We start from the raw sequence: 24,305 nt of genomic DNA on the forward strand, positions 1-24,305 counted from the left end.
GCCCCCACCCTAGGAGCGGCCCTGGACGCGCCGGAATCGGGTGTGGGAGACCTACGAAGCGGTTTCCGGGCCCTTCGACGGCTCTTGCACGGAAGCCACAAAGGCATCGGCGATCACCTGTGCGGTTTGCTCAATCTGCCACCGCCGCGCGCCGAGTTCTGCGAGCGCCTGCCCGATCGCGGCCGCTGTCATCGGCTCGGGCGGCGCCCATGCGACGCGCCGGAGGAGCTCGGGAGTGAGGAGGTTCTCGACCGGCATGCCGATGCTCGTCGCGACCTCCTCGACGAGGGGGCGCGCCGTCTTCAGCCGTGCATCGGCCGCCGGATTGCGGTCGGCCCAGGCGCGCGGCGGCGGGAGCGAGTCCCCGCCCGAGCCCCGCTCGCTGGGCAGCTCGGCCGTCGCGCGGCCGGCCTCGATGGCCGCCCACCAGCGGTCCAGCTGCGTGCGGCTCGCGCGACCTGTGAACTCCTTGACGCGCGCGAGATCGGCCTTGGACGTCGGGTCGGCGAGCACCGCGGCGACGAGTGCGCGGTCGGGCACGAGGCGGCCCGGCGCGACATCCTCCTCCTGCGCGAACTCCTCACGAGCGAGCCACAGCGCGCGTGCGATGGCGAGCGAGCGGCGGCCGCGCACCGTGTGGAGGCCGCTGAGACGCCGCCACGGCTCCTCGCGCGCGGGTCTGGGGGGCCGGTCGAGGACGGCTTGGAACTCCTCCGCGGCGTAGACCGTCTTGCCCTGCTTCGCGAGCTCCTGCGCCAGCACGTCCCGCACGTCGACGAGGTGCTCGACGTCGAGCGCGGCGTACTCCAGCCACGACTGGGGGAGAGGCCGCGTCGACCAGTCCGAAGCCGAGTGCGCCTTCGCGAGCGAGATGCCGAGCGTCTCCTCGACGACGGCGCCGAGTCCGACGCGCTCGCGCCCGAGGAGCCTCGAGGCGAGCTCCGTGTCGAAGATCGACGCGGGAACGAGCCCCAGCTCGCGCAGGGACGGCAGGTCCTGGCTCGCGGCGTGCAGCACCCACTCGGCATCGCCGATCGCCGCCTGCAGGGGAGCGAAGTCGCCGATCGGAGGAGGGTCGAAGAGGAAGAGGCCCGCCTCACGCCGATAGACCTGGATGAGATAGGCGCGCTGCGAATAGCGGAATCCCGACGCCCGCTCCACGTCGACCGCGACGGGCCCGATTCCGTCGGCGAGAGCGGATGCCGCGTGCTGGAGGCCTGCACCGTCCGCGATGACTTCGTACTCAGCCACGGGGCGACCTGCGCGCTCCGAGGATCGAGATGCCCTCCGAACCGGGCGGGAGCCCCGCCAGCATGCAGACGAGCTCGGCCCATGCCTCCACGTGCCCGGCGATCGCGCCGGCCGGCGACCAGGACGCCCGCAGCTCGATCTGGGCGCCCTCGCCTTCGGCGGCGAGCGACCCGAAGCCCTTCGACAGGGTCTTCGTCGCCGTGCCGGACGCCGCGCGGTAGACGGCATGACGGGAATCGAGAGCATCCACGAGCCACGACCATGCCACATCAGCGAGCAGCGGGTCGACTCCGATGTCGGGTTCGAGCGGCGCCTGCGCGAAGCAGACGATGCGCCATCTCCCGTCCCACGCGGCCGGCTCGGCCTCGTCGTGAAGCAGCACGAAGCGTCCCGTCCCGTAGGGCGAGTCCTCCCCGTCGGCGTCGGGACGCACATCTGCGGACAGCGCGAGGGCGTCGGGGGCGAGGCCGGTGGGCGCAGGGATCTCACGGACGACGAGATCGTCGCGGAAGCTCACCGAGCGCACGTCGGCGGCCGCCTGGGCGAACGACAGCGGCGCCGCCGGGGGACGAAGCTCAGCCACGCGGACAGACTAGAGTGAGGCCTCGATGGTCACCTCCAGGCGCGCCGCGACGAACGGCGCCACTCCCGCCTTCCTCGCCGGCGTCCGGGCGGCGCTGGTGACGCTGAGCTTCGCGCTCGGGGGAGTGCTCACCCTCATCGGCGCACTCTCGGTCCGCACCGCCCGTCAGATCGTCACACCGGCCGGCCGCGTGCCCGACACCACGATCCTGAAGCTCGACACGGCGGCCCAGACGATCACTCTCAGTCGCACGCCCGACACCGTCCTGCCCGGACGGTACGGCCTGTTCACGACCGGGACATCGTCGTACATCAAGCTCGGCTCGGTCCTGGCCGAGGACGACCACTCGGTGAAGCGCAAGCTCCTGACCCACATCGGCCCCTCGTCCCAGCTCTCCTCCGAGGCCGCGTTCAGCGGCTGGTACTACGACCGGCCCGAGGAGCTGCACCTGCCCTTCACGCCCGAGCTGATCGGGTCGGTCGTCGGCCCGTGTCCGGCGTGGCTCTTCCCGGCGGCGGAGCCCACAGACGTGTGGGTCATCCAGGTGCACGGTCGAGGCACGAATCGCGCCGAGTGCCTCCGCGCGGTCCCGCTCTTCCACAGCCTCGGCATCACCTCGCTCGTCGTGTCGTACCGCAACGACGGCGAAGCTCCCCGCAGCCGGACCGGCACCTACACGCTCGGCGCGACGGAGTGGCGCGACGTGGATGCCGCGCTCGGGTTCGCCCGTCGCCGCGGCGCGCGGCGCGTCATCCTCATGGGCTGGTCGATGGGCGGCGCGATCTCGCTGCAGGTCGACCTCAACTCCGCGCACCGCGACCTCGTCGCGGCGCTCATCCTCGAGTCCCCGGTGATCGACTGGCGGGTCGTCCTCGACTACCAGGCGAAGCTCTACCACCTGCCGACCGCGGTGAAGGGGCTCGCGATCGGGGCGCTCCAATCCGAATGGGCGACGCCCGTGACCCGGACCGGCGCCGCGATCCCCTTCGACCGCCTCGACGTCGTCGCGCGAGCGGCCGAGCTGCGGCATCCCGTCCTCATCCTGCACAGCGACGACGACGGCTTCGTGCCGTCGGACGCCTCACACGAGCTCGTCGTGCGCCGACCCGACCTCGTCGAGATGCAGGTCTTCGAGGTGGCGCGCCACACCAAGCTGTGGAACTACGACCAGGAGCGCTGGAGCGACAGCATCCGCACCTGGCTGGAGCGCCACGATCTCATCCCTGCACGCGAAGGCGCAGATAGCTGAAGCCGGCGTCGTCGACGAGCATCCCCGCGACGGTCGACTCCACCCGCTCGGTGAGCCGCACGAACGGCTGACGCGCCGGCTGGAGCACCGGCGACACCGTCACGCACAGCTCGTCCACGACCCCGGCCTCGACGAACTGCGTCGCGAGCTCGGGGCCGCCCTCGCAGACGATGCGACCGAGGCCCCGCGCCCGCAGACCCGCGACGATCGTCTGCGGTGCGAGCCTCTCTCCGTCGGTGGGAAGCGGCACGACCTCGGCGGGAGCGTCCGCCAGCGCGTGGCGCACCGCGTCGGCACGCTCCTCGGGACACAGCACGAGCGCCGGCGGGCGGTCCTCCCGACCCTCAGCGCTCAGCTTGCCCGCGCCCAGGTGGCCCGTGGAGGTCACGACGGCCAGCCGCGCGGTCTTGGGGAGCAGATACCCCTCGATCCGGACCGTCTCGGCGCCGACCACCACGACGTCCGAGGCCCGGCGCACCGCGCCGAGGATGTACCGATCGGTCCTGGATGTGATGCTGTCGCTCGTGCCGTCCTCGCCCGCCGTACCCCCCGTGATCGTCGTGAGAAGGTTGAGCCGCACGAACCGGTCGGTCTCGACGGCGTACCGGCGCGACATCCATTCGTCCGTGCCCTCGTCGCCGATGCGGGCGGACTCGAGCGTCCGCGGGAAGAGCTCGGTCACGATGCCGGCCTCGGCAGGGGAGTCGGTGGGCTTCGGTGCCGATTCCATCACGCGGCGCGTTTCGCCTCGACCTGGCGCTGGGCGCGCAGGAGCATGCCCGTCATGCCCGCGATGCGCAGGGGCGAGACGGCGCGTGTGAGTCCGATGGTCTGCGGGTAGTCGGCGGGGATGGCGAGCACCTCGTCCGCGCTCAGACCGGTGAGGCCCTGCACGAGGATGCTCGCGAATCCCCGCGTGGTGGGCGCCTCCTTCGGCGCCGTCGCATGCATGACGACCCGGTCGTCGGCGCCGACCTCGAGGATGATGTAGACCGGCGACTGGCACTCGGCGACCCGCTCGGCGAGCTCGGGATGGCCCTCGTACTCGGCCGGCACCTCGGGGAGCTCGTTGGAGAACTCCAGCAGCAGCTGCAGTCGGTCGGGCTCGGGCAGCTCCAGGAACTCGTCGCGGATCTCGGCGAGCGTCTCGGGAAGGGCGGCTTCGGTCATCGGACCCATCCTTCCACGGACTCCGTCGCCGCGGCCCGGCGCTCCGGGCGTCGTCAGCGTCGGGGCAGGACGCCCGGCTCGTCGCCCGTGACGATCGGCACGCGCACCGCGCTGCCCCATTCCGTCCACGAGCCGTCGTAGTTGCGGACCCGCTCGAAGCCGAGGAGGTGGTGAAGGACGAACCACGTGTGGCTCGAGCGCTCGCCGATCCGGCAGTAGGCCACGATGTCGTCGCCGTCCCGGAGGCCCGCCTCCCCGCGGTAGATCGCGTCGAGCTCGGCGCGCGTCTTGAAGCCGCCGTCCGCCGCGACCGCGCGGGCCCACGGCACGCTCTGCGCCGTCGGGATGTGCCCTGCGCGCAGGGCGCCCTCCTCGGGATAGGCCGGGGCCGAGGTGCGCGACCCGTTGTACTCCTCGGGGGAGCGGACGTCGATGAGCGGGTTGCCGAGGTGCGCGAGCACGTCCTCCTTATAGGCGCGGAGGGTGGCGTCGTCGCGCTCGACGACGGGATAGTCCGCCGGCTCAGGGGTCGAGGCATCCGTCGTCAGGGGGCGGCCCTCGGCGATCCACTTGTCGCGGCCGCCGTCCAGCAGACGCACGTCCTCATGCCCGAACAGCGAGAAGACCCACAGGGCATACGCAGCCCACCAGTTGTTCTTGTCGCCGTAGATCACGACGGTGTCGTCGCGGCGGATCCCCTTGCGGCTCAGGAGTTCGGCGAAGCCGGCGCCGTCGACGTAGTCGCGCACGACGGGGTCGTTCAGCTCGGTGTGCCAGTCGACCTTCACCGCTCCCGGGATATGCCCGGTCTCGTACAGGAGCACGTCCTCATCGGACTCGACGATCGCCAGTCCCGGCTGTCCGAGTCGTTCCTGCAGCCAGTCGCCCGTCACGAGCCGCCCGGGCTCGGCGTAGTCGGCGAACTTGGGGGACGAGGTGTCGAACTCGACGGACAACGGGCGCTCCTCGGGTCGGGGGGCAGGCGGGACGGCGTAGGGTTGAACGCGCGCTTCACACCCTAGATTCCCGCGGGTCATCGCGCATTCCCCCCGTAAGACGGCGATACAGGACGAGATGACCACGACGGCAGCCGGAATCGTGCACCTCACCGAGCGGATGCCGCAGGTCTCCGGCGCCGAGATGGTCGCGGCCCTCGAGCCGCCGCCGCAGTTCGACGGCGCGACCTTCGACTCGTACCGGGCGGACCCGGGGTACCCGTCGCAGCAGGAGGCCAAAGACACCCTGATGTCGTTCTCCGGAGTCGGCCAGCCGGCGGCCCGCGGCGGATTCTTCCGTCGGCCGAAGAAGGGTCCCGAGCTCAAGCCCGGCGTCTACCTGGACGGCGGCTTCGGCGTCGGCAAGACCCACCTCCTCGCGGCGATCTACCACGCCATGCCGGCCCGCCGGAAGTACTTCGGCTCCTTCATCGAGTACACGGCGCTGGTCGGCGCGCTCGGCTATCAGAACACCGTCGAGCTGTTCCGCGGCTCCGACCTGCTGTGCATCGACGAGTTCGAGCTCGACGATCCGGGCGACACGATGGTCATGACGCGGCTGCTCGGCGAGCTCGTCGCCGGCGGCACCCGGATGGCCGCGACCTCCAACACCCCGCCCAACGCCCTGGGCGAGGGGCGCTTCGCCGCGCAGGACTTCCTGCGCGAGATCCATGCGATGGCGGCCAACTTCCAGACCCTCCGGATCGACGGCACCGACTACCGCCAGCGCGCGATCGACGGTCACGCGGCCGTGCTCACCGATTCCGAATACGAGCGGACGCTGACGGATGCCGCGTCCCGCGGCGTCGCATCGGACGACGTCTTCCCGGCATTCGTCGACCACCTCGCGCGCGTGCATCCGAGCCGCTACATCCGGCTTCTCGAAGGGCTCTCGACGATCGGCCTGCGCGGGGTCGCGGAGCTGGACGACCAGTCCGCGGCGCTGCGGTTCGTCGCGTTCGTCGACCGCGCCTATGACGCGCAGATCCCGATCCGCGCCACCGGGCTGTCGCTGGACCAGGTGTTCGGCGAGGAGATGCTCGCCGGCGGGTACCGGAAGAAGTACCTGCGCGCCATCTCACGCCTGGTCGCGCTGACGCACGACTGACGGCGAGTCCGAGGACGACGCACGGCTCGCCGAAACCTGATGTTTACACGAGCCGGGGACGCGTAACAGATGCGAAACAGGCACCCCGGCCAGCGGTAACGGGCGATCGTGACAATGGGCGGACCCGACGCATTTTCCCCTGCGTCCCTGCAGAGAGGTTCCTCCCGAGATGGATCAAGGCAACACCGCATTCATCCTCATCGCAGCCGCGCTCGTTCTCCTCATGACGCCGGGTCTGGCGTTCTTCTACGGCGGACTGGTGAAGGCCAAGAGCGTGATCAGCATGATGATGCTGAGCTTCGGCGCCATGGGTCTCATCGGCGTGCTGTGGGTTCTCTACGGCTACGCCGTGGCGTTCCCCGCCACCGCCGAAGGGCAGATCCAGTTCCCCTGGACGGTCGACCCCGCTGAGTTCGGCCTCACCAGCCTGCTCGAGACGCCCGAGGGCGCGGCCTACCCGCCGCTGGCGTTCGTCGCCTTCCAGGCCACGTTCGCGATCATCACCGTCGCGCTCGTCTCCGGCGCCATCGCCGACCGGGCGAAGTTCGGCGCGTGGATGATCTTCGCGACGATCTGGGCGACCATCGTCTACTTCCCGGTCGCGAGCTGGGTCTTCAACTTCGGCCTGGCCGAGGACGGCAGCTTCGCCTACGGCGGGTGGATCACCTACGGCCTCCAGGAGTGGCTCGGCGCGGGAGCGATCGACTTCGCCGGTGGCACGGCCGTCCACATCAACGCCGGTGCCGCCGCGCTCGCGCTCGCCCTCGTCCTCGGCAAGCGCGTCGGCTTCCAGAAGGGCATCCAGGTGCCCCACAACCCGCCGTTCGTGCTCCTGGGTGCGGGCCTGCTGTGGTTCGGCTGGTTCGGCTTCAACGCCGGCTCGGAGCTGGCCGCGGACAACACGGCCGCGCTCGCCTTCGTGAACACGATCGCCGCCCCCGCCGCGGCTCTCCTGGCGTGGCTTCTCGTCGAGAAGTTCAAGGACGGCAAGCCCACCTCTGTCGGCGCCGCCTCGGGCGCCGTCGCGGGCCTCGTCGCGATCACCCCCGCGTGCGCCTCGCTCACGCCCGGGTGGGCCATCGTGCTCGGCCTCATCGCGGGTGCCGTCTGCGCTCTGGCGATCGAACTCAAGTTCAAGTGGGGCTTCGACGACTCGCTCGACGTCGTGGGCATCCACCTCGTCGGCGGCCTCATCGGCACGCTGTTCATCGGCTTCTTCGCTACCGATGTGGGCCTGTTCACCGGCGGCGACGGAACGCAGCTGCTCGTTCAGGCGATCGCCGCCTTCACGGTGCTCATCTACTCCTTCGTGCTCGCCTACGCGATCGGCTGGATCATCCAGAAGACGATCGGGTTCCGCGTCAAGAACGAGGACGAGATCGCCGGCATCGACACGGTCGTGCACGGCGAGGAGGGCTACGTCCTCACCGACACCCGCGGCTGACAGTCGACCGGGGGAGGGGCGTCGCGCGCTGCGCGGCGCCCCTCTCGCGTCTGCCGTTAGGGTTTCGGTCATGACGCCTCGCCGGAGCCTCCTGGGCGCCCTGAAGAGCCTGTTGACGCCATCGTCGCGCCGGCCTGCCGCACCCGCGCCGACGACTCCCGTTCCGCGGGAGGAGGAGCGAAGCGGCTTCGCCGCCACCGTCGGGATCGCGCCCCCGCGGGCGAACGACCTGCGGATCGCATACCAGCCGGATCCGGACGGAGACCCGGACGCCGGTGAGATCATCTGGACGTGGGTGCCGTACGCCGAGCGCGACGGCCGAGGCAAGGACCGCCCCGTCCTCGTCATCGGTCGGCAGGACGCCTCGCGTGTCTACGCCGTGCGCCTCACGAGCAAGGCGCACGACGGCGACCGGGACTTCCTCCCGATCGGGTCGGGCCCCTGGGACTCGCAGGGCCGGCCGTCCTGGGTCGACATCGAGCAGCTCTACAGCGTGCACGTCGACGGCATGCGCCGCGAGGCATCCGCTCTCGATCTCGACCGGTTCACCCGGGTCGCGCAGGCCCTGCACCGGCGCTACGGGTGGTCGGTCGGCAACGGCTGACGCGGCCCCCATCCTGGCGGAACGGCCCCGGAGACGTCGAAAGCCCGGCGGCAGCCGGGCTTGTCGGTGGGCGATACCAGACTCGAACTGATGACCTCTTCCGTGTGAAGGAAGCGCGCTACCAACTGCGCCAATCGCCCGTGGCCCGCAGGGGCCGGGTTCCGATCCTACCGGATGGCGAGGGGCCGCACGAATCACACCGGTGTGACACGCGCGGGTCTCACCCGGTTTGGCACCTGCGCGCGGATCGGCTAAAGTCATTGAGGCGCCGGAGAGATCCGGAGCAACGCGGATGTAGCGCAGTTGGTAGCGCATCACCTTGCCAAGGTGAGGGTCGCGAGTTCGAGTCTCGTCATCCGCTCGAGTGCAGGGACTCCCCTCGGGGAGTCACGGCACGTGGGGTCAAACCACACGCGGTGGCGTGGCCGAGCGGCTAGGCACCGGCCTGCAAAGCCGTTTACACGGGTTCGAATCCCGTCGCCACCTCCACTCCCGGTCCCGACCGGAGCACGACCTCGGGCGATTGGCGCAGCGGTAGCGCGCTTCCCTGACACGGAAGAGGTCACTGGTTCGATCCCAGTATCGCCCACCACTTCGAACCCCCGGCCCGCCGGGGGTTTCGTCATTCCCGCGCGCAGGCGGCTACCGGATCTGCTCGGTGGGATAGACGGGGCGGATCCGCTGCGCGAAGAACCTGCCGGCGCTGTCGGCCGCGAGGAGGCCCCGGTGCGCCGAGGGCGGGACCGCGTAGTAGCGGTACAGATCGCCGGACGTGAACTCGATCTCGAGCACCGCCGTCGCGACGTCGTACCCGACCGAGCGGATGACCGTCGACTCGACCTGTTCACGCCTCACAGCTTCGACGCTAACCCGGCGGGCGGGCGCGCCCGGGTCGCGCGCTAGCGTGTTCGCATGACGACGGCGCTCGCGCAGGCGATCCGCGCGGCACTGCGCGCTGCGGCCGATCCCGAACGGGCCCGCGCGCAGCAGGCGTACATGAAGTCGGCGATGCCCTTCCACGGCGTCGCGCTGCCGGAGGTCAGGCGCCTCACGTCCGCGGCGGCGAAGGGGACGACGGATGCCGCTTACCTCCTCGCGGCGGCGGACGAACTGTGGGACGGGGCATCCCATCGCGAAGAGCGCTACGCCGCCATGGCGCTCATCGCACTGAATCCCCTGCGTGCCGACCCGGCCGTCCTTCCCCGAGTCGAGCACATGGTGCGCACCGGACGGTGGTGGGACATCACCGACGACGTGGCGCATCGCATGGCCGAGGCGCTCGACGCACGGCCGCGCGACACGGCCGACCTCGTTCGGCGCTGGGCGGTCGACGAAGACCTCTGGATCCGCCGCGTCGCGATCATCTCGCAGCTCGATCGGCGCGATCGCCTCGACGAGACGCTGCTCGCCGACGCGATCGAGCCGAACACCGCGGATGGCGAGTTCTTCATCCGCAAGGCGATCGGCTGGGCGCTGCGCCAGCACGCCCGCGTCGCTCCGGACTGGGTGCGGCGCTTCGTCGCCGGCCACGACCTGAGCCCGCTCACCGTGCGCGAGGCGCTCAAGCACATCGGGCCGGCTCAGCCCGGCCCTCCGCCGAGCGCCGCGAGGAACTGAGGGAACACCTCGACGTGAGCCCGGTGCCCGACGAAGACGTCGGCATGGCCGTAGCCGCGGATGACGCGCAGGGAGTGACGTCCCGGCTGATGCCGGTCGAGATAGGCGTAGGTCGCCTTCTGGCTCTGCGGCAGGAACGCCCGGTTGTCCGACCCCGTGAACAGCGCGAAGCGCGCGGTCGAACGCGGCGGCTCGGACGCGTAGCGCAACGGCAGGCCCTCGCGCGGCTGGATCGCGACGACCTGGTGGGCGCGCTGGGACTTCGCGATCTGGGTGTACAGGCTCATGGGGATCTGCCCGAACTCGCCGCTCAGCCACTTGTGCGTCGCCGGATCGAGATTCCGGTGGTGCCAGAGTGCGGGGTGGCCGGATCCGAGGGCGAAGCTCGCCATGTTGCACGCCGGCTCGCGGCACTCGACATGCCACAGTCTCACGGCATTGCGCGTGGCGCGACGGATGCCTCGTTCCGGTCCGTCTCCCCACGCGACGTCCACGTACGGCTCACGCCCTTGGAAGAGCGGGCGCAGAAGTCCGAGCTTCACCTTCGAGAAGCCGGGGACGACGGGATGCAGCGAGACGGAATTGGAGACGACGGCGTCCACCTCGGGAACGAGTCCGGCCACGATGGCCATGCTGAGACTCGTCGAGCCCTGACAGTGCGCGATCGCCTGGATGGAGCCCGCCCCGGTCGCATCGACGATGTGGCGGACCGCGGCCGGGTGGTCGTAGAAGGCCACGTCGTCGAGCGTCCACGGCATGCGGGGCAGGTCCGTGGAGCCGCGCCAGTTGAGCATCCACACGTCGCGCCCGTCTTCGAGCAGCACGTCCACGAGCGATCGGATGGCCGGCGGACGGAAGGACTCCGCACGCATGCCGGCGCCGTGCACGAGGAGAACCGGGCCCTTCGTCGGCTCGGAGGGCCCGCGCACGTGGATGAGCGTGAGGGCGACCCCGTCCTCGGTCCGGAAGAAGTGCGGCTCGTCGACGTGCCGCCGGCGGGTGATCGCGACCGAGCTCATCGACCGGCCCCCTGTCGCTCGGATGACGCCGGCTTCTCCGGCGCCGGCGGGAGGTAGGCATCCATCACCGATTTGGTGAAGAACGTGCCGAACCGTGCGATCGACGCGAGCGGGCCGTGGCCGGAGCCCTTGAAGGTGGTCAGCTGCCGCGCGAAATCCGCCGGGAGGATCCGCAGCATGCCGGCCCCGATCACCTCGCCGTTGCCGTCGCCCCCGCCGTTCTCGCCCGGTGGGACGTGACCCTTCATCAGCCGGATGTACAGCGTCGACGTGTCGGTCCAGATGTCGAACCCGGGATCGTCGCGGACGGTCTTGAAGCCGTACATCGTCAGGGGCGTCCCTGACATGTCGCTGAACCACAGCCGGTAGCGCATCTCGCGCGTCCGCGCATGCTGGGTGTCGACGAAGAGGTTCGCCCAGCCCCTCTGCACCGGCAGCTGGCCGCCCAGGAGATCGCAGTCGACGTAGCCCTCGGCCACGGCGGTGTGATCCTCGGTGCCGACGAAGCGCTCGACGTCGGGCGCCGTGATCGTGAGCCTGAACATGAAGCGCTGTGTCAGCTGCCGCCCCACGCGCCACCCGGCCATCGGCTCCGTCTGGCCGAGAGCGATGAATCCGCGCATCTTCTCGGTGAACTCCATGCCGCGGCCGGCGACGGGGGCGGCGGGCGCCTGGACCGCCGGCTCCGCCTCGACGGCGGCGGTCGCGGAGCGGCGCTTCCGCCTCGGTCGCTCCAGTGCATGCTCGACCGCCCGATCGGCCATCGCGGCGATCGTGAGGGACGGGTTCGGCCCCACCGGACCCGGAACGGCGGAGCCGTCCACGACGAACAGGTCCGGGTGCCCGAACGACTCGTTCCAGCTGTCGACGACGCCCTCGTGGACGTGCCGGCCCATCGGAGAGCCGCCCAGCGGATGCACGGTGATGACGCGCTTCGTCCACCACAGCGGGTTGTCGCGGAAGCGTCCGCCGAGGGTGTCGGAGATGTCGCGCATCGTGCTGCGCATCGACTCGAAGTACTCCTCGCTCGTGGCCGTCGTCCACTCCACGTCGAGTTCGCCGTCGGTGAGCGTGATCCTGCCGTCGGGGGTGTCGCGCCCCATTCCGAGGAGGGGCAGCGAGCTCGAGGTCAGCCGCCCCTGGCCCACGAGCTTGGCGACCTCGGCCGAGATGGTCGATTCGTTCCTGTCGCCGAGGCGGTACGAGATCAGCTGCCGCACGACGGCGGCCGCACGTTTCATCGACGAGGTGACCTGCGCCGTCTCGATGAGCCAGTTCGCGAACTCCGGGAAGCCCGCCTCCTGCACGTAGTAGCCGCGGCCTGCACCCTCTTCGTCGACCCCGTCGGGCTTGCGGATCGCCGTCGTGATGACCGGCCCGTACGCGGGGTCGATGAGTCGGTCGTGCCCGGCATCGGAGGTGGAGTGCGCCGCCAGGGAGAAGGTGAGGAGGTCGCCGTTGCCACTGAAGCGCGAGCCGAGAGCCGCGCCGAGCGCGGGGAGCGAGACCCGGTTGCGCAGCAGGAGCGTCGTCGAGCCGAACGTCCCGGCACCGAGGAAGAGCTGGTCGCAGGTGATCCGAACCTCGACGCGTCCGCGTCTGCCGTCCTGCTCGGGCTCGGTCCCGTACTGGGTGTAGCGCACCTCGTACCCGCCCCCGGCGAGGGGGGTGATGCCGAAGACATCGGCGAGGGTGCGGATGTCGGCACCCCGAGCCTTGGCGGCCGACAGGTAGTTGTGGTCGAGCGTGTTCTTCGAGCCCTCGTTGCAGCCGATGTCGCACTCGCCGCAGAGCCGGCAGGTCAGCCGGGTCGCACCGTGCAGATTGCCGTACTCCGGCTCCTCGATCACCTGCTTGGGCTGCGCCGGCGCACCCGGGCGCGACCCGAACGAGATCGCCAGCGGTGGATCGAACGCCTCGAGACCGAGGCTCGTCGCGGCATCCCGGAGCGCCTTCGACTTGGGGAGGTCCGGATACGGGTTGGGAGTCGGCGTCATCATCGCCTCGACCGCGTCGTAGTGCCGGTCGAGATCGCTGCGGCCGATCGGCCAGTTCTCGTAGCCGCCGCCCGGCAGCGGCGAGTCGTGCACGAACCAGCGCTCGTCCTTTCGCAGCAGGACGTTGGCGTAGATGAGCGACCCCCCGCCGAGTCCCGCCGAGACGATGCCCTCGATCTTGCGGAACGAGCGGATGTCGAACAGGCCGAACAGCTCGTCCTTCGGCTCCCAGAACGCCCGGGCCATCTCGTGCGGGCTGCGCGCGAAGCTTCCCGGCGGGTACGCCCGGCCCCGCTCCAGCACGACGACCGATCGTCCCGCCTCCGCGAGCCGGAACGCCGACACCGATGCGCCGAACCCCGAGCCGACGACGACTGCATCGACATGCTCCACGTGTGCCCCCACGGCTGTCCCTTCCGGTGCACGTCGACCGTCGAGCCCCCGCCCCGGCACCAACGCTCACGCTAGTGAGGGCGGGTGCCCGGTCGCAATCATCAACGTGCGCGCGCGTCGCCGGCGCGAACCCGGATGCCTCGGCGGCACGGGCGCGAAATCCTCGCGCGGAAAGATGGCCGCGGCATCCACCTACTCACTATGATTCGGGCAGATCCACTGGGACGGGGGCTGGTCCACTGGGGGAGCGCCGTCCTGCGACGAATGGAGTCGGCAGTGAGCAGACCATCGGTGTTCGAGCGTGCGCTGATCGGCGTCTACACCCGCGTGAACCGGCGCACGCCGTGGCACAGGCTTCCGTTCCTGTTCTCGCTGCTCAACCTCATCGCGCTGCGCGATCAGCTGCGCGCCGAGAACCTCATCGATACACGCACTCCGGGCGACGGCGGTCGTCGGCCGGGCGTGGCGCCGGCGGACGCGACCGACCTGCAGCGGCGCTTCCGCACGGCCGACGGCTCGTACAACGATCTGAGCGATCCCGACATGGGGATGGCGACGACGCGCTTCGCCCGCAATGTCGCGCTGGACAAGGCCCGGCCGGCCGAGATGCCCGACCTCGCGGCGCCGAACGCGCGCGAGATAAGCCAGCGGCTCATGCGACGCGACGAGTTCACCCCGGCGACGTCGATCAACCTCCTCGCCGCTGCGTGGATCCAGTTCCAGACCCATGACTGGTTCGCCCACGGCCGCGAGGAGGATCTCACGATCGACATCCCTCTGCCTGAGGGCGACACGTGGTTCGAGGACCCGATGCGCATCCCGCAGACGAAGCAGGACTCCACCCGCGTGGACGGCGACCGGGACCTTCCGCCGACCTACATCAACTCGAACTCGCACTGGTGGGATGCCTCGTCGATCTACGGCAGCACGGAGGCGCGACGCGAGCAGGTGCGCAGTCACGTCGACGGCAAGCTGCTGCTCAAGGACGGGCACCTGCCCCTCGACCCCACCACCGGCGTCGCCCTCACGGGTTTCAGCGAGAACTGGTGGGTGGGGCTCGGGATGCTGCACACCCTCTTCACCCTCGAGCACAACGCCATCTGCGATGCCCTGAAGAAGGATCACCCCCACCTCACCGAGGACGAGCTGTTCGGCACCGCCCAGCTCGTGAACTCGGCGCTGCTCGCCAAGATCCACACGGTCGAGTGGACGCCGGCCATCATCGCCCACCCGGTCATGCGGGTCGCCATGCGCGCCAACTGGTGGGGCCTGGCCGAAGAGAAAATCCATCGCCGCTTCGGGCGCATCAGCAGGAGCGACATCATCAGCGGCATCCCGGGGTCCGCCCACGACCACCACGGCGCGCCCTATCAGCTCACCGAGGAGTTCGCGTCGGTGTACCGCCTGCACCCCCTCCTCCCCGAGCAGCTCGACGTGCGCTCGCTCGACGACAACCGGCTGCTCGACTCGATGGAGTTCCAGGAGATCATCCTCCTGAACGCGCAGCGGGTCCTGGAGGGGCCGCAAGAGGTCCAGGACCTCTGGTACTCGTTCGGGACGCAGCATCCGGGAGCCGTCCAGCTGCACAACTTCCCGCGGTGGATGCAGGACATCACGCTTCCCGATGGTGTGCGGCTGGATCTGGCCGCCCTCGACATCACCCGCGACAGGGAACGCGGCGTACCGCGGTACAACGAGTTCCGCCGCCAGCTCCACCTCAAGCCCGCCACGACATTCGACGAGCTGACCGACAACCCCGTCTGGGCGCGGGAGCTGGAGGAGATCTACGGCGACGTCGAGAAGGTCGACCTCCAGGTCGGCATGCACGCCGAGACTCCGCCGAAGGGCTTCGGTTTCAGCGACACCGCCTTCCGCGTCTTCATCCTGATGGCCAGCCGCCGACTGAAGAGCGACCGGTTCCTCACCGACTGCTACACCGAGGAGTACTACACCGGGACGGGACTGCGGTGGGTCGCCGACAACGACATGCGCAGCGTCCTCCTCCGGCACTTCCCCGAGCTCGAGAAGGCGCTCGACGGCGTGCCCAACGCGTTCGTGCCGTGGAACGTGAGCGGCGCCCGCGCTTCCGATTCGACCCCCGCGACGGCGACCGCCGCCGCCGGACAGTCCGACTGACGCCCCGGCGTCCGGCGAAGGAGACACATGACCGCGTCCAAGGCCGCTCAGAAGCCTCTGCCGCCCGGTCGGTTCGGCATGCCGTGGCTGGGGGAGACCCTCGCGATCATCAAGAACAACCACGGGTTCTACAAGGACCGGCTCGCGAAGTACGGCCCGATCTTCCGCACACGGCTGTTCGGCAACAGCTTCGTGGTGTTCTCCGGGCACGAGGCGTTCCACGTCTTCGCCACGGACCCCCGCATCGTCCGCGGCGACGCCGACCCCATCTCGGCCGAGCAGATCTTCCTGAACTCGCTGGCGCTCATCGACGGCGTCGAGCACCACACCCGGAAGGCCGTGATGCTGCGCGCCGTCGGCTACCGGTCGGCCATCGCGTCGTACCTCCCGGTCATGCAGGAGCTGCTGGAGCAGACGATCGACCCGTGGCTGGAAGCAGGGACGGGCGCCGACCTCCGCGCCGACCTGCAGCGCTACGCCGCACGGCTGACGGGCGCGCTCTACACCGGCGACCGCACGGAGGAGCACGCCGCGGAGCTCGACGTCAATCTCGCGAACATGCGGGAGGCGTTCATGACGCTCCCGCTGCCCTTGCCCGGCACGAAGTACGGCAAGGCGATCGCCAGCCGGAAGCGCGTCGACGAGATCATCGACGAAGCGCTGCGCACGCACCTCGCGGGTGGCTACGACGACATCGTGTCGCGCATGATCGTCGCCGCCACCGAAGCCGACGTGCCCATCGAGAACCTCCGCGGCGACATCCGGCATCTCATCTTCGCCGGCCAGGGCGGGTACTTCGTCCCCCTCACGCTCACGACGCTGGTCGTCGGACAGCATCCCGACATCATGGAGCGCGCCCGGGCCGAGGTGCGCGAGATCTCTCCCGACGGCGCGATCACGATGGAGCAGATCGAGCGCATGGAGTACCTGGAGCAGATCTCGAAGGAGGTTCGGCGCTACTTCGCCATGAACTCCGCGACCTTCTTCGGGCGGGTCCAGGAGGACATGGAGGTCGCCGGCTACCGCATCCCGAAGGGCTGGGGGGCCATCGGCGGGATCCACATCAACATGCGCAACCCCGACGTCTTCCCCGACCCGGACCGATTCGATCCCGACCGCTTCCTGCCCACGCGCGAGGCGGCGCTTCCTCCGGGAAGCTACGTGCCGCACGGGGACGGACAGGCCACGCATCACCGGTGCCCCGGCGAGAACATCGTGACGGTCGCGGTCAAGGTCTACCTGACGCTGCTGCTGCGCAGGGCCGAGTGGTCGATCCCGGAGCAGGATCTCACGCTGACGAACGAGCTCTTCCCGCTTCCGGCGAGCGGCCTGACGGTGAGGTTCCGAGAGCATGTCGCGATCGCGGACTGACCAGGCCGTGTCGCCGCGGAAGCGCGAGCGCGGCATCCGCAAGCTTGTCCATCTGAGCAGGCTCATGATCGTCGGCTCCCGCCTCCCGCTCACGCGCACGCCGGCGGAAGCGGGCCTCGCGTACGAGGAGGTCGTCTTCCACGCGACGGACGGGGTCGAGCTCAAGGGATGGTTCATCCCGGCGGGAACCGGACCCGCCCCCACGGTCGTGTGGGTGCACGGCTGGCTGTGGAACCGCATGGGAAACGTCGCCGGACGCGTCCCGTTCCGCGACCGCGATGTCGACTTCCTCCCGGCCACGAAGGCGCTGCACGATGCAGGCTACTCGGTGCTCACCTTCGACCTCGCCAACCACGGCGAGAGCGGCGACCGTCGCCCGCTGACCTTCGGGCCGTGGGAGGGGCGCGACTTCGTCGGCGCCGTGACCTACCTGCGCTCCCGGGACGACGTCATCGCCGACCGCATCGGCGCCATCGGCATGGCGGCCGGGGGCAACACCGTTCTGTACGGCGCACCGGAAGCGCTGCCGCTTCGCGCGCTCCTCATCGTCCAGCCGACGAAGCTGACGGTGTTCAACGACAACTTCGCACGGGATCAGCTCGGCAGGTTCGGCTCGGTCGTGGCCCGGTCGATGGACGTCGTCTACTGGCTCCGGCGGGCGCCGCTGCCGAGCAGGCAGAACCCCGCCATCCCCGCCGCGCGGGTGCGGGGGGCCACCGTGCAGTACGTCCAGGGCGTCGGCGATCCCTGGGGAACGATCGCCGTCGTGGAGGACATCTCCGCGGCCACTCCCCACTCCCTCGGGGTCATCCGCTACCCGTCGCCGCCCGGACGCTACGAGGGATATCGCTACGTGATGGACGACACCGCCGACGTGGTCGGCTTCTTCGACCGCTACCTGTGAGCCCCGGGCCGGCGGGCTCCGGCGCTTCCGGAGCGCCGGTGCCGGCCGTTCACGGGTGCCACAGGCGGTCGTGGGCCGCCTGCCGCGTGTACTGGCGGGGATCGAAGAAGCGGTCGTAGTACTCCAGCTCCAAGTGCGAGAACTGCAGCCACATGCCGGGCGTGTAGAAGGCGTCGACGTGCGCGGGGAAGCGCCCGTAGGTGTCCCAGATGTAGTTGCAGATCTCCTTGGTGTACGCGATCTCCTCGGCGCCGAACTTGGTGCCCTTCTCGAAGAAGGCGCGCGCATCGTCCTTGCTGCGGTAGGGGCTCGACCACACCGCCTCGTTCCCGTAAGCGGGGCCGGTGGCGCTGTACTTCGACTCGACGACGCGATCCACCGCCTCGTCCATGGAGGACACATACGGGGGAGTGAGGCCCTCGAGGATCCCGTCGATGCCGACGGGGTTCGGCTGCGAAGCCGGGACGGGGGGCCAGTTGCGGTGCTTCTTGGGCTGTTCGAGGCGGAAGCCGAGGCCGTGCCAGCCCTTCGCCTCGTCCTGCTGCCAGATGTACGGCGGGAAGACGGAGCCGTGGATCCAGCCGCCGAGGCCCATGGCCTGTCCGAGCAGCATCAGGTTCTGGAAGTAGAAGAAGGCCTCGTAGTCGGTGCGGAGAGCCCCGCCGAAGCCGAGCGGCGCCTGGCTGTCCTTGTTGACGTAGCCGCTGCGCACCCTGTCCAGACCGCCGATCGGGTGGTACGGGATCTTCGGACCGATCCCGATGCTGCTGCCGATCTTCGCGATCCACTCGACCGCGTTCTTCGGGTGGAAGGTCCGCCAGTCGTCGAGGAAGAGGGGGCGCATGCCGCCCGGCTCGGTCAGCAGGATGATGATCGCGTTGATGTACTGCCACGTGCAGTCGACCACCGGGAAGAAGACGGTCGTGCCCGGGGTGTTCGACGCCTGGTTGTTCCACCCCAGGTAGTACGGCCACTCGCGCGGGAAGTCCAGTCGACGGTCGGACACCCTGATCGTGCACTCGGCGGCCGCCGCAATCCAGTCCTCCTCCGTCCAGTCGCCCCACTTCGGCGGCAGGTCGCGCAGAAGCTCCAGGGCCCGGTCGCCCTTGGGCGGCTTGAGCAGGAAGATCCCGTCGTCGTTGATCATGAAGAAGTAGGTCGCCTGCGCGTTGTCGGCGCTGCTGCCGGTGCGGGCGAGGATGTTGAGGAACGGCGTCCCCAGCTCGGGAAGGCCGTTCTTCTCCACGAGGGGGCCGTCATGCGTCGTGATGCCGGTGATGCCCGTGACGCACGTGATGAGGATCGCCTCCTCGAGCTTGCTCAGCGGCGCCGGCGCGTTGTGGCTCTCGTGGCTGAGGGGACCCGCGTCGACGGAGAAGCCACGGGGGATGCGGCGCGTGCGCCGCTCGGTCAGCGCGGACAGGAAGGGATAGCCCGCGAGGTCGGCGAGGGCGGGATGCTGTCCCGCGGCGCTGGATCCCGGTGCGGTGGACTCGTCGACGGTGGTCATGCGCGCTCCTCGCGTGTCAGTTGTGGAGATCGAGCTGGGCGGTGACGACGGGGTAGACGTCGCGCGCGGCATCCTTCCCCACGAAGCAGTCCATGTGGGAGTAGCCCGGGATGACGTGTCGCGAGTACAGGTCCGGGCCGTTCTGCTCCCGAAGCCACTCGTACGTGAGGCGGCTCCCCTCGGGGAGGAACAGCCGGTTGTGCTCGCCGTGGAGGAAGGCGATCGGCACCTTCATGTTGGCCGCGCCGTCGAGGTAGTCGTGGTCGCCGTCGTAGCTGACCGCGTGGTCTTCGCGCAGGATCCGGGTGATCTGGGTGAGGGTGCGGATGTTCGCGACGCCGAAGGCCTCCTCCAGGTGGTCGTGCGTCGCGTCGTTGAGCCGGTCGTGGTCGTACACCTCGCCGTACATGAACATCACGCGGCGGCAGAACGGTCGGTCGCACGGCTCGTCGCCGGCGGGATAGATGGTCAGCGCCCGGTCGTAGAGCCGTTCCAGCCACGAAGGGTCGTCGTCGAACTCGGTCGTCAGCGTGTCGATGCCGAGCGCGTCCATGACATTCGCGGCGTAGATCCCGGCGCGGAGCTCGTTGAGAGCGCCCGCACGAGGGTGCAGCGTCAGCTGCGAGGCGACGCCCGAGCGGACGCCCTGCAGGCCCTCGCTGAGCGACATGAGGAAGGTGAGCGACCCCACGCAGTGCGCCATGATCTGCACATCGTCGACGCCCGCCTCGGCGCGCACCGTGTCGACGGCCGCCGGGTAGTCGCGGGTCGCGATGTCGTCGAGCGTGAACTGCGTGCCGGCCGACGGGAGCAGGGGACTGGCACGGTAGTCGAGGACCCAGACGTCGTAGCCGTGCTCGAAGAGATACTCGGGGAAGTTCGTGTCGGTGGTGTCGAGCGTGTACGCGATCGAAGACGTCCCGAACCCGGGGCTCAGGATGACCGGCCCCTTGGTCCCGCCCTGGAAGCGCGAAAGCTGCAGCTCGACGCCGTCATCGGTGGAGAAGCGGTGCACCGCCGGCTCGCCGCACCGCAGCGGACGGCGCGGTCGGTCCGCGGCATCCCTCGTCGTGCGCGCCGCGTCGTCATCGATCATCTCGACCCCCGAAGTGGATGCCAATGCCCTGGTCGTGTCGCGGAAGCCCCCATGCCCCGACCGCGCGACGATTCAGCATATTGGCAAGGACCCGTCCACGTCACTGAAATCTCGACGAGATCGCGGCGGTAGGATGACGCCATGGGACTCCGCCGCCTCACGTCCGCGACCGTCGTCGCGGTGACCGGCACGCGAACGCTTCAGGCCTGAGCGGGCGGGACGCCGCGTGCGTCCGAAGCTGAGCAGACTTCGAACCGAACCCACCTCCTTGGAGACCTCCCTTGACTGACGTCGCCCCTTCGTCGGACGTGTCGTATCCCGCCGACGGCTTCGCCCTGTTCCCCGATCGCTCCGTCATCGCCCTCCGAGTCGGCGGCGAGCTGAAGGACCTCGCGACGGTCGTGACCGAGACGGATGTCGTCGAGCCCGTGACGGTCGACAGTCCCGACGGCCTCGGCATCCTGCGGCACTCGGCGGCGCACGTGCTCGCGCAGGCCGTGCAGCGCATCCGCCCGCAGGCGAACCTCGGCATCGGACCGCCCATCACGGACGGCTTCTACTACGACTTCGGCGTCGACGAGCCCTTCACCCCGGAGGACCTCAAGGCGATCAAGAAGGAGATGGAGCGGATCGTCCGCGACAACCAGCGGTTCGTCCGCCGGGTCGTCACCGACGAGGAGGCGCGCGCCGAGCTCGCCGACGAGCCGTTCAAGCTCGAGCTCATCGGGCTGAAGGGCCCCTCGGCCGGCGCGGGGACCGTTTCGAAGGTAGAGGGCGCGTCCGTCGAGGTCGGCGCGGACGAGCTGACGATCTACGACAACGTCGACCGCAACGGCGACACCGTGTGGAAGGACCTCTGCCGCGGACCGCACGTTCCCGGCACCCGCGTCATCGGCAACGGCTGGGACCTGACGCGCGTCGCCGGCGCGTACTGGCGCGGCAGTGAGAAGAATCCGCAGCTCCAGCGCATCTACGGCACCGCGTGGCCGACGAAGGACGACCTGCGCGCCTATCAGGCACGCCTGGAGGAGGCGGCCAAGCGCGATCACCGCAAGCTCGGCAAGGAGCTCGACCTCTTCTCCTTCCCGGACGAGATCGGTTCCGGGCTGTCGGTCTGGCACCCGCGCGGCGGCACCGTGCGCCAGGAGATGGAGCAGCACGCCCTGCGCCGGCACCGCAGCGCGGGGTACACCTACGTCTACACGCCGCACATTACGAAGAAGGACCTCTTCATCGAGTCGAACCACCTCGTGACGTACAAGGAGGGGATGTTCCCGCCCATCCACCTCGACGAGGAGCGCGACGAGAACGGCGAGGTCACCAAGCCGGGCATCGACTACTACCTCAAGCCGATGAACTGCCCGATGCACATCCTGATCTACCGCGAGCGTGCGCGCAGCTACCGCGACCTGCCCATGCGCCTCGCCGAGAACGGCACGGTCTACCGCAACGAGCTCTCCGGCGCCCTGCACGGTCTCACCCGGGTGCGCGGATTCACGCAGGACGACGCGCACCTCTTCGTCACGCCCGACCAGCTCGAGGACGAGGCGGGGAAGGTGCTCGACTTCGTCCTGTCGCTCCTGCGCGACTTCGGTCTCACCGAGTTCGAGCTCGAGCTGTCGATGCGCGACGACGAGAAGGCGAAGTGGATCGGCGACGAGGCCCACTGGGCGGAGGCCACCGATGCGCTGCGGCGCGTGGCCCGGGCATCCGGTCTCAAGCTCACCGAAGTGCCCGGCGAAGCGGCCTTCTACGGCCCGAAGATCGACCTCAAGACGAGGGATGCGATCGGCCGCGTGTGGCAGCTGTCGACCGTGCAGATCGACTTCAACCTGCCGGAGCGCTTCCACCTCGAGTTCACCGACCGCGACGGCGAGAAGAAGCGCCCCGTCATGATCCACCGCGCGCTGATGGGCTCGATCGAGCGCTTCTTCGCGATCCTGCTGGAGCACTACGCGGGCGCTTTCCCGGTGTGGCTGTCACCCGTGCAGGTCGTGGGCATCCCCGTCGCCGACGAGTACGCCGACTACCTGGGCGAGATCATCGACCGGCTCCGCTCGGAGGATGTGCGTGCCGAGCTCGACCGCAGCGACGACCGCATGCAGAAGAAGATCCGCAACCACACGATGCAGAAGGTGCCGATCCTCCTGATCGCGGGGGAGCAGGACCGCTCGGCTGGCACCGTGTCGTTCCGGTTCCGCGACGGCTCGCAGCTCAACGGCATCCCGGTCGCCGAGGCCGTCGCGCGCGTGCGCGGCGCGATCTCCTCGAAGGCGCTCGTCGACACGAGCGAGGACCTGGCTTGAGCACCGAGGACCCGGGGGACGCGCGGCTCATCGCGGCGGGCGAGCTCCCCGGCGTTCCCGATGAGTTCCAGCGGCTGTGGACGCCGCACCGGATGGCGTACATCCAGGCGGGTCCGGAGCCGCTGCGCGAGACGTGCCCGTTCTGCGCGGCCCCGGGCATGACCGACGCGGACGCGCTCATCGTGCACCGTGGCGTCACGTCGTACGTGCTGCTGAACCTCTTCCCCTACAACTCCGGGCACCTCCTCGTGTGCCCGTACCGCCACATCTCGACGTACGACGAGGCGACGACCGAGGAGGTCGCCGAGATCGGCGCCCTGACGCAGCGTGCGATGCACGTGCTGCGCGCCGTCTCGCGGTGCGACGGCTTCAACATCGGCATGAACCAGGGCAAGGTCGCCGGCGCCGGCGTCGCCGAGCACCTCCATCAGCACGTCGTGCCGCGCTGGGCGACCGACGCCAACTTCTTCCCCATCATCGCCAAGACCAAGGCGCTGCCTCAGCTCCTCGGCGACGTTCGCCGGGCCGTCGCCGACGCGTGGGACGCCTGAGCACAACCTCTGCCCTGACGACGACAGGCGATCGGCCAGGAACAGGCAGTTCGGGCCTGCGTCCGCCTGTTCTCGGCCGATCGCCTGTTCCCGGCCGATCACCTGTTTGGGGACGCGCGGCCGCGCCTGGCCCGGACGCGGGTCAGCGGACCTGCCGCACCTCGAACTGCAGGCGCGGGTGGGCATAGGCATCCTGCGACTCGACGAGCCGCAGCTCGCGCTCGCCCGAGTCGAAGGTGTTCTGCAGCAGATCGAACACGCTCGAGGTCGTGCGCGCGAGGGCGAGGGCGGCGTCGCCGGTCTCGCGGAAGTGCGCCGTGAAGAGCGCCGCGGTGACGTCGCCGGACCCGTTCGCCTTCATGGGGATCTGCGGAGTCTGCACGATCCACGCCCCCTCGTCTGTGACCGCGAGCATCTCGATCGTCCCCTCGGGCCGGTCCGGGCGCTCGACGCTCGTGACGAGGGCCGTGCGCGGGCCCATCTCGCGCGCGAGGTCGGCCGAGGCGAGCGTGGACGCGAGGTCGTCCGGCTCCGTGCCCGTCAGGAAGCCCAGCTCGAACTGGTTCGGGGTGATGATGTCGGCCCGCGGCACGACCCGCTCGCGCAGGAGGATCGGGATGGCGGGGGCGACGAAGCATCCCGACCTGGCGTTGCCCATCACGGGGTCGCAGGAGTAGATCGCCGAGGGGTTCGCCGACTTCACTCGGGCGACGGCGTCGAGGATGACGTCGCCGATGCCCTCGCTGCCCTGGTAGCCGGAGAGCACGACGTCGATGTCGGGGAACGCCCCGCGCTCCTCGATGCCCGTGAGGACCTCGGCGACATCGGCGGGCGGGATGAGGGGCCCGCGCCACGCGCCGTAGCCCGTGTGATTCGAGAAGTTCACGGTGTAGACGGGCAGGACCTCGACGCCGATGCGCTGGAGCGGGAACACCGCGGCGGAGTTGCCCACGTGGCCGTAGGCCACCGCCGACTGGATGGACAGGATCTTCACCGATCGA

21 protein-coding genes and 4 tRNA genes are annotated in these 24,305 nt (G+C 69.8%); 13 read left to right on the top strand and 12 right to left on the bottom strand.

Features of this window, described 5'->3' with window-relative positions:
• Positions 1-51 precede the first annotated feature (51 nt).
• On the bottom strand, positions 52-1,251 hold the full coding sequence (locus EV279_RS12050; RefSeq protein WP_133543785.1) for a ribonuclease D: 1,200 nt from the start codon (positions 1,249-1,251) through the stop codon (positions 52-54).
• Positions 1,244-1,834 (bottom strand): DUF3000 domain-containing protein, encoded by a 591-nt coding sequence (locus tag EV279_RS12055; protein WP_133543787.1) that lies wholly within the window; start codon positions 1,832-1,834, stop codon positions 1,244-1,246. Before EV279_RS12055 ends, EV279_RS12050 begins: the two co-directional genes overlap by 8 nt.
• A gap of 25 nt (positions 1,835-1,859) precedes the next feature.
• Between EV279_RS12055 and EV279_RS12060 the strand changes: the two genes are divergently transcribed.
• Positions 1,860-3,083 (top strand): alpha/beta fold hydrolase, encoded by a 1,224-nt coding sequence (locus EV279_RS12060; RefSeq protein ID WP_133543789.1) that lies wholly within the window; start codon positions 1,860-1,862, stop codon positions 3,081-3,083.
• Here EV279_RS12060 and EV279_RS12065 read toward each other — a convergent pair.
• Genes EV279_RS12065 through EV279_RS12075 form a run of 3 tightly spaced genes read right to left on the bottom strand, consistent with a single transcriptional unit; the run spans position 3,052 to position 5,209 of the window.
• Complete coding sequence (locus EV279_RS12065) at positions 3,052-3,813, bottom strand: dihydrofolate reductase family protein (protein ID WP_133543791.1); 762 nt, start codon at positions 3,811-3,813, stop codon at positions 3,052-3,054. The genes EV279_RS12060 and EV279_RS12065 overlap by 32 nt on opposite strands.
• On the bottom strand, positions 3,813-4,253 hold the full coding sequence (locus EV279_RS12070; protein ID WP_133543793.1) for a SufE family protein: 441 nt from the start codon (positions 4,251-4,253) through the stop codon (positions 3,813-3,815). The genes EV279_RS12065 and EV279_RS12070 overlap by 1 nt, the downstream gene beginning before the upstream one ends.
• Before the next feature lie 53 nt (positions 4,254-4,306).
• Positions 4,307-5,209, bottom strand: coding sequence for a sulfurtransferase (locus tag EV279_RS12075; RefSeq protein WP_133543795.1), 903 nt, complete (start codon positions 5,207-5,209; stop codon positions 4,307-4,309).
• Between the two features lie 118 nt (positions 5,210-5,327).
• Between EV279_RS12075 and zapE the strand changes: the two genes are divergently transcribed.
• The 3 genes from zapE to EV279_RS12090 all read left to right on the top strand — a co-directional run bounded on the left by zapE (position 5,328) and on the right by EV279_RS12090 (position 8,404).
• On the top strand, positions 5,328-6,356 hold the full coding sequence (gene zapE / locus EV279_RS12080; protein ID WP_133543797.1) for a cell division protein ZapE: 1,029 nt from the start codon (positions 5,328-5,330) through the stop codon (positions 6,354-6,356).
• 169 nt (positions 6,357-6,525) lie between these two features.
• Positions 6,526-7,800 carry an ammonium transporter gene (locus tag EV279_RS12085; protein WP_133543799.1) on the top strand — a complete coding sequence of 425 codons (1,275 nt, stop codon included), beginning with the start codon at positions 6,526-6,528 and terminating at the stop codon, positions 7,798-7,800.
• A gap of 70 nt (positions 7,801-7,870) precedes the next feature.
• Positions 7,871-8,404 carry a type II toxin-antitoxin system PemK/MazF family toxin gene (locus EV279_RS12090; protein WP_133543801.1) on the top strand — a complete coding sequence of 178 codons (534 nt, stop codon included), beginning with the start codon at positions 7,871-7,873 and terminating at the stop codon, positions 8,402-8,404.
• Between the two features lie 67 nt (positions 8,405-8,471).
• Here EV279_RS12090 and EV279_RS12095 read toward each other — a convergent pair.
• Positions 8,472-8,544 (bottom strand) — tRNA-Val (locus tag EV279_RS12095).
• Between the two features lie 148 nt (positions 8,545-8,692).
• Between EV279_RS12095 and EV279_RS12100 the strand changes: the two genes are divergently transcribed.
• The 3 genes from EV279_RS12100 to EV279_RS12110 all read left to right on the top strand — a co-directional run bounded on the left by EV279_RS12100 (position 8,693) and on the right by EV279_RS12110 (position 8,996).
• Positions 8,693-8,765, top strand: a tRNA-Gly gene (locus EV279_RS12100).
• Between the two features lie 54 nt (positions 8,766-8,819).
• Positions 8,820-8,893, top strand: a tRNA-Cys gene (locus EV279_RS12105).
• A gap of 28 nt (positions 8,894-8,921) precedes the next feature.
• Positions 8,922-8,996 (top strand) — tRNA-Val (locus tag EV279_RS12110).
• 50 nt (positions 8,997-9,046) lie between these two features.
• On the opposite strand, the gene EV279_RS12115 is transcribed toward EV279_RS12110, so the two are convergent.
• Positions 9,047-9,259 carry a KTSC domain-containing protein gene (locus EV279_RS12115; RefSeq protein ID WP_133543803.1) on the bottom strand — a complete coding sequence of 71 codons (213 nt, stop codon included), beginning with the start codon at positions 9,257-9,259 and terminating at the stop codon, positions 9,047-9,049.
• 57 nt (positions 9,260-9,316) lie between these two features.
• Between EV279_RS12115 and EV279_RS12120 the strand changes: the two genes are divergently transcribed.
• Positions 9,317-10,021, top strand: a complete 705-nt coding sequence (locus tag EV279_RS12120; RefSeq protein WP_133543805.1) for a DNA alkylation repair protein — start codon at positions 9,317-9,319, stop codon at positions 10,019-10,021.
• Here EV279_RS12120 and EV279_RS12125 read toward each other — a convergent pair.
• Both EV279_RS12125 and EV279_RS12130 read right to left on the bottom strand, forming a co-directional pair.
• Entirely contained in the window at positions 9,985-11,040 is a 1,056-nt protein-coding gene (locus EV279_RS12125; RefSeq protein ID WP_133543807.1) for an alpha/beta fold hydrolase, read from the bottom strand. The genes EV279_RS12120 and EV279_RS12125 overlap by 37 nt on opposite strands.
• On the bottom strand, positions 11,037-13,430 hold the full coding sequence (locus tag EV279_RS12130; RefSeq protein ID WP_208109526.1) for a GMC family oxidoreductase: 2,394 nt from the start codon (positions 13,428-13,430) through the stop codon (positions 11,037-11,039). The genes EV279_RS12125 and EV279_RS12130 overlap by 4 nt, the downstream gene beginning before the upstream one ends.
• 276 nt (positions 13,431-13,706) lie before the next feature.
• Between EV279_RS12130 and EV279_RS12135 the strand changes: the two genes are divergently transcribed.
• The 3 genes from EV279_RS12135 to EV279_RS12145 are packed head-to-tail and all read left to right on the top strand — an operon-like array spanning position 13,707 to position 17,841.
• On the top strand, positions 13,707-15,566 hold the full coding sequence (locus tag EV279_RS12135; RefSeq protein WP_208109527.1) for a peroxidase family protein: 1,860 nt from the start codon (positions 13,707-13,709) through the stop codon (positions 15,564-15,566).
• 27 nt (positions 15,567-15,593) lie between these two features.
• Complete coding sequence (locus tag EV279_RS12140) at positions 15,594-16,937, top strand: cytochrome P450 (RefSeq protein ID WP_133543813.1); 1,344 nt, start codon at positions 15,594-15,596, stop codon at positions 16,935-16,937.
• Positions 16,918-17,841, top strand: a complete 924-nt coding sequence (locus EV279_RS12145) for a hypothetical protein (RefSeq protein WP_133543815.1) — start codon at positions 16,918-16,920, stop codon at positions 17,839-17,841. The genes EV279_RS12140 and EV279_RS12145 overlap by 20 nt, the downstream gene beginning before the upstream one ends.
• 49 nt (positions 17,842-17,890) lie before the next feature.
• On the opposite strand, the gene EV279_RS12150 is transcribed toward EV279_RS12145, so the two are convergent.
• A complete protein-coding gene (locus EV279_RS12150; protein ID WP_133543817.1) occupies positions 17,891-19,351 on the bottom strand; it encodes a hypothetical protein in 1,461 nt (486 codons plus the stop codon).
• Between the two features lie 16 nt (positions 19,352-19,367).
• Complete coding sequence (locus tag EV279_RS12155) at positions 19,368-20,447, bottom strand: hypothetical protein (protein ID WP_133543819.1); 1,080 nt, start codon at positions 20,445-20,447, stop codon at positions 19,368-19,370.
• Positions 20,448-20,728: 281 nt separating this feature from the next.
• Here EV279_RS12155 and thrS point away from each other — a divergent pair, with 281 nt between their 5' ends.
• Entirely contained in the window at positions 20,729-22,753 is a 2,025-nt protein-coding gene (thrS, locus tag EV279_RS12160; protein ID WP_133543821.1) for a threonine--tRNA ligase, read from the top strand.
• A complete protein-coding gene (locus EV279_RS12165; protein ID WP_243728552.1) occupies positions 22,750-23,304 on the top strand; it encodes an HIT domain-containing protein in 555 nt (184 codons plus the stop codon). Before thrS ends, EV279_RS12165 begins: the two co-directional genes overlap by 4 nt.
• A 142-nt stretch (positions 23,305-23,446) precedes the next feature.
• Here the strand turns inward: EV279_RS12165 and pdxY are convergent, their stop codons facing one another.
• Positions 23,447-24,298 carry a pyridoxal kinase PdxY gene (gene pdxY / locus EV279_RS12170; RefSeq protein WP_133543823.1) on the bottom strand — a complete coding sequence of 284 codons (852 nt, stop codon included), beginning with the start codon at positions 24,296-24,298 and terminating at the stop codon, positions 23,447-23,449.
• Between the last annotated feature and the right edge of the window lie 7 nt (positions 24,299-24,305).

Origin of the sequence: Microbacterium sp. BK668 (genome assembly GCF_004362195.1) — a bacterium.
Classification (GTDB): Bacteria; Actinomycetota; Actinomycetes; order Actinomycetales; family Microbacteriaceae; genus Microbacterium.

What these genes read in the sequence shown, in the direction of transcription:
- EV279_RS12060 (WP_133543789.1), top strand. Translation starts at nt 1,860, where the DNA reads ATGGTCACCTCCAGGCGCGCCGCGACGAACGGCGCCACTCCCGCCTTC.
- EV279_RS12150 (WP_133543817.1), bottom strand. Translation starts at nt 19,351, where the DNA reads ATGACCACCGTCGACGAGTCCACCGCACCGGGATCCAGCGCCGCGGGA.
- EV279_RS12155 (WP_133543819.1), bottom strand. Translation starts at nt 20,447, where the DNA reads ATGATCGATGACGACGCGGCGCGCACGACGAGGGATGCCGCGGACCGA.
- EV279_RS12085 (WP_133543799.1), top strand. Translation starts at nt 6,526, where the DNA reads ATGGATCAAGGCAACACCGCATTCATCCTCATCGCAGCCGCGCTCGTT.
- zapE (WP_133543797.1), top strand. Translation starts at nt 5,328, where the DNA reads ATGACCACGACGGCAGCCGGAATCGTGCACCTCACCGAGCGGATGCCG.
- EV279_RS12065 (WP_133543791.1), bottom strand. Translation starts at nt 3,813, where the DNA reads ATGGAATCGGCACCGAAGCCCACCGACTCCCCTGCCGAGGCCGGCATC.
- EV279_RS12120 (WP_133543805.1), top strand. Translation starts at nt 9,317, where the DNA reads ATGACGACGGCGCTCGCGCAGGCGATCCGCGCGGCACTGCGCGCTGCG.
- EV279_RS12070 (WP_133543793.1), bottom strand. Translation starts at nt 4,253, where the DNA reads ATGACCGAAGCCGCCCTTCCCGAGACGCTCGCCGAGATCCGCGACGAG.
- EV279_RS12145 (WP_133543815.1), top strand. Translation starts at nt 16,918, where the DNA reads ATGTCGCGATCGCGGACTGACCAGGCCGTGTCGCCGCGGAAGCGCGAG.
- EV279_RS12125 (WP_133543807.1), bottom strand. Translation starts at nt 11,040, where the DNA reads ATGAGCTCGGTCGCGATCACCCGCCGGCGGCACGTCGACGAGCCGCAC.
- EV279_RS12140 (WP_133543813.1), top strand. Translation starts at nt 15,594, where the DNA reads ATGACCGCGTCCAAGGCCGCTCAGAAGCCTCTGCCGCCCGGTCGGTTC.
- EV279_RS12090 (WP_133543801.1), top strand. Translation starts at nt 7,871, where the DNA reads ATGACGCCTCGCCGGAGCCTCCTGGGCGCCCTGAAGAGCCTGTTGACG.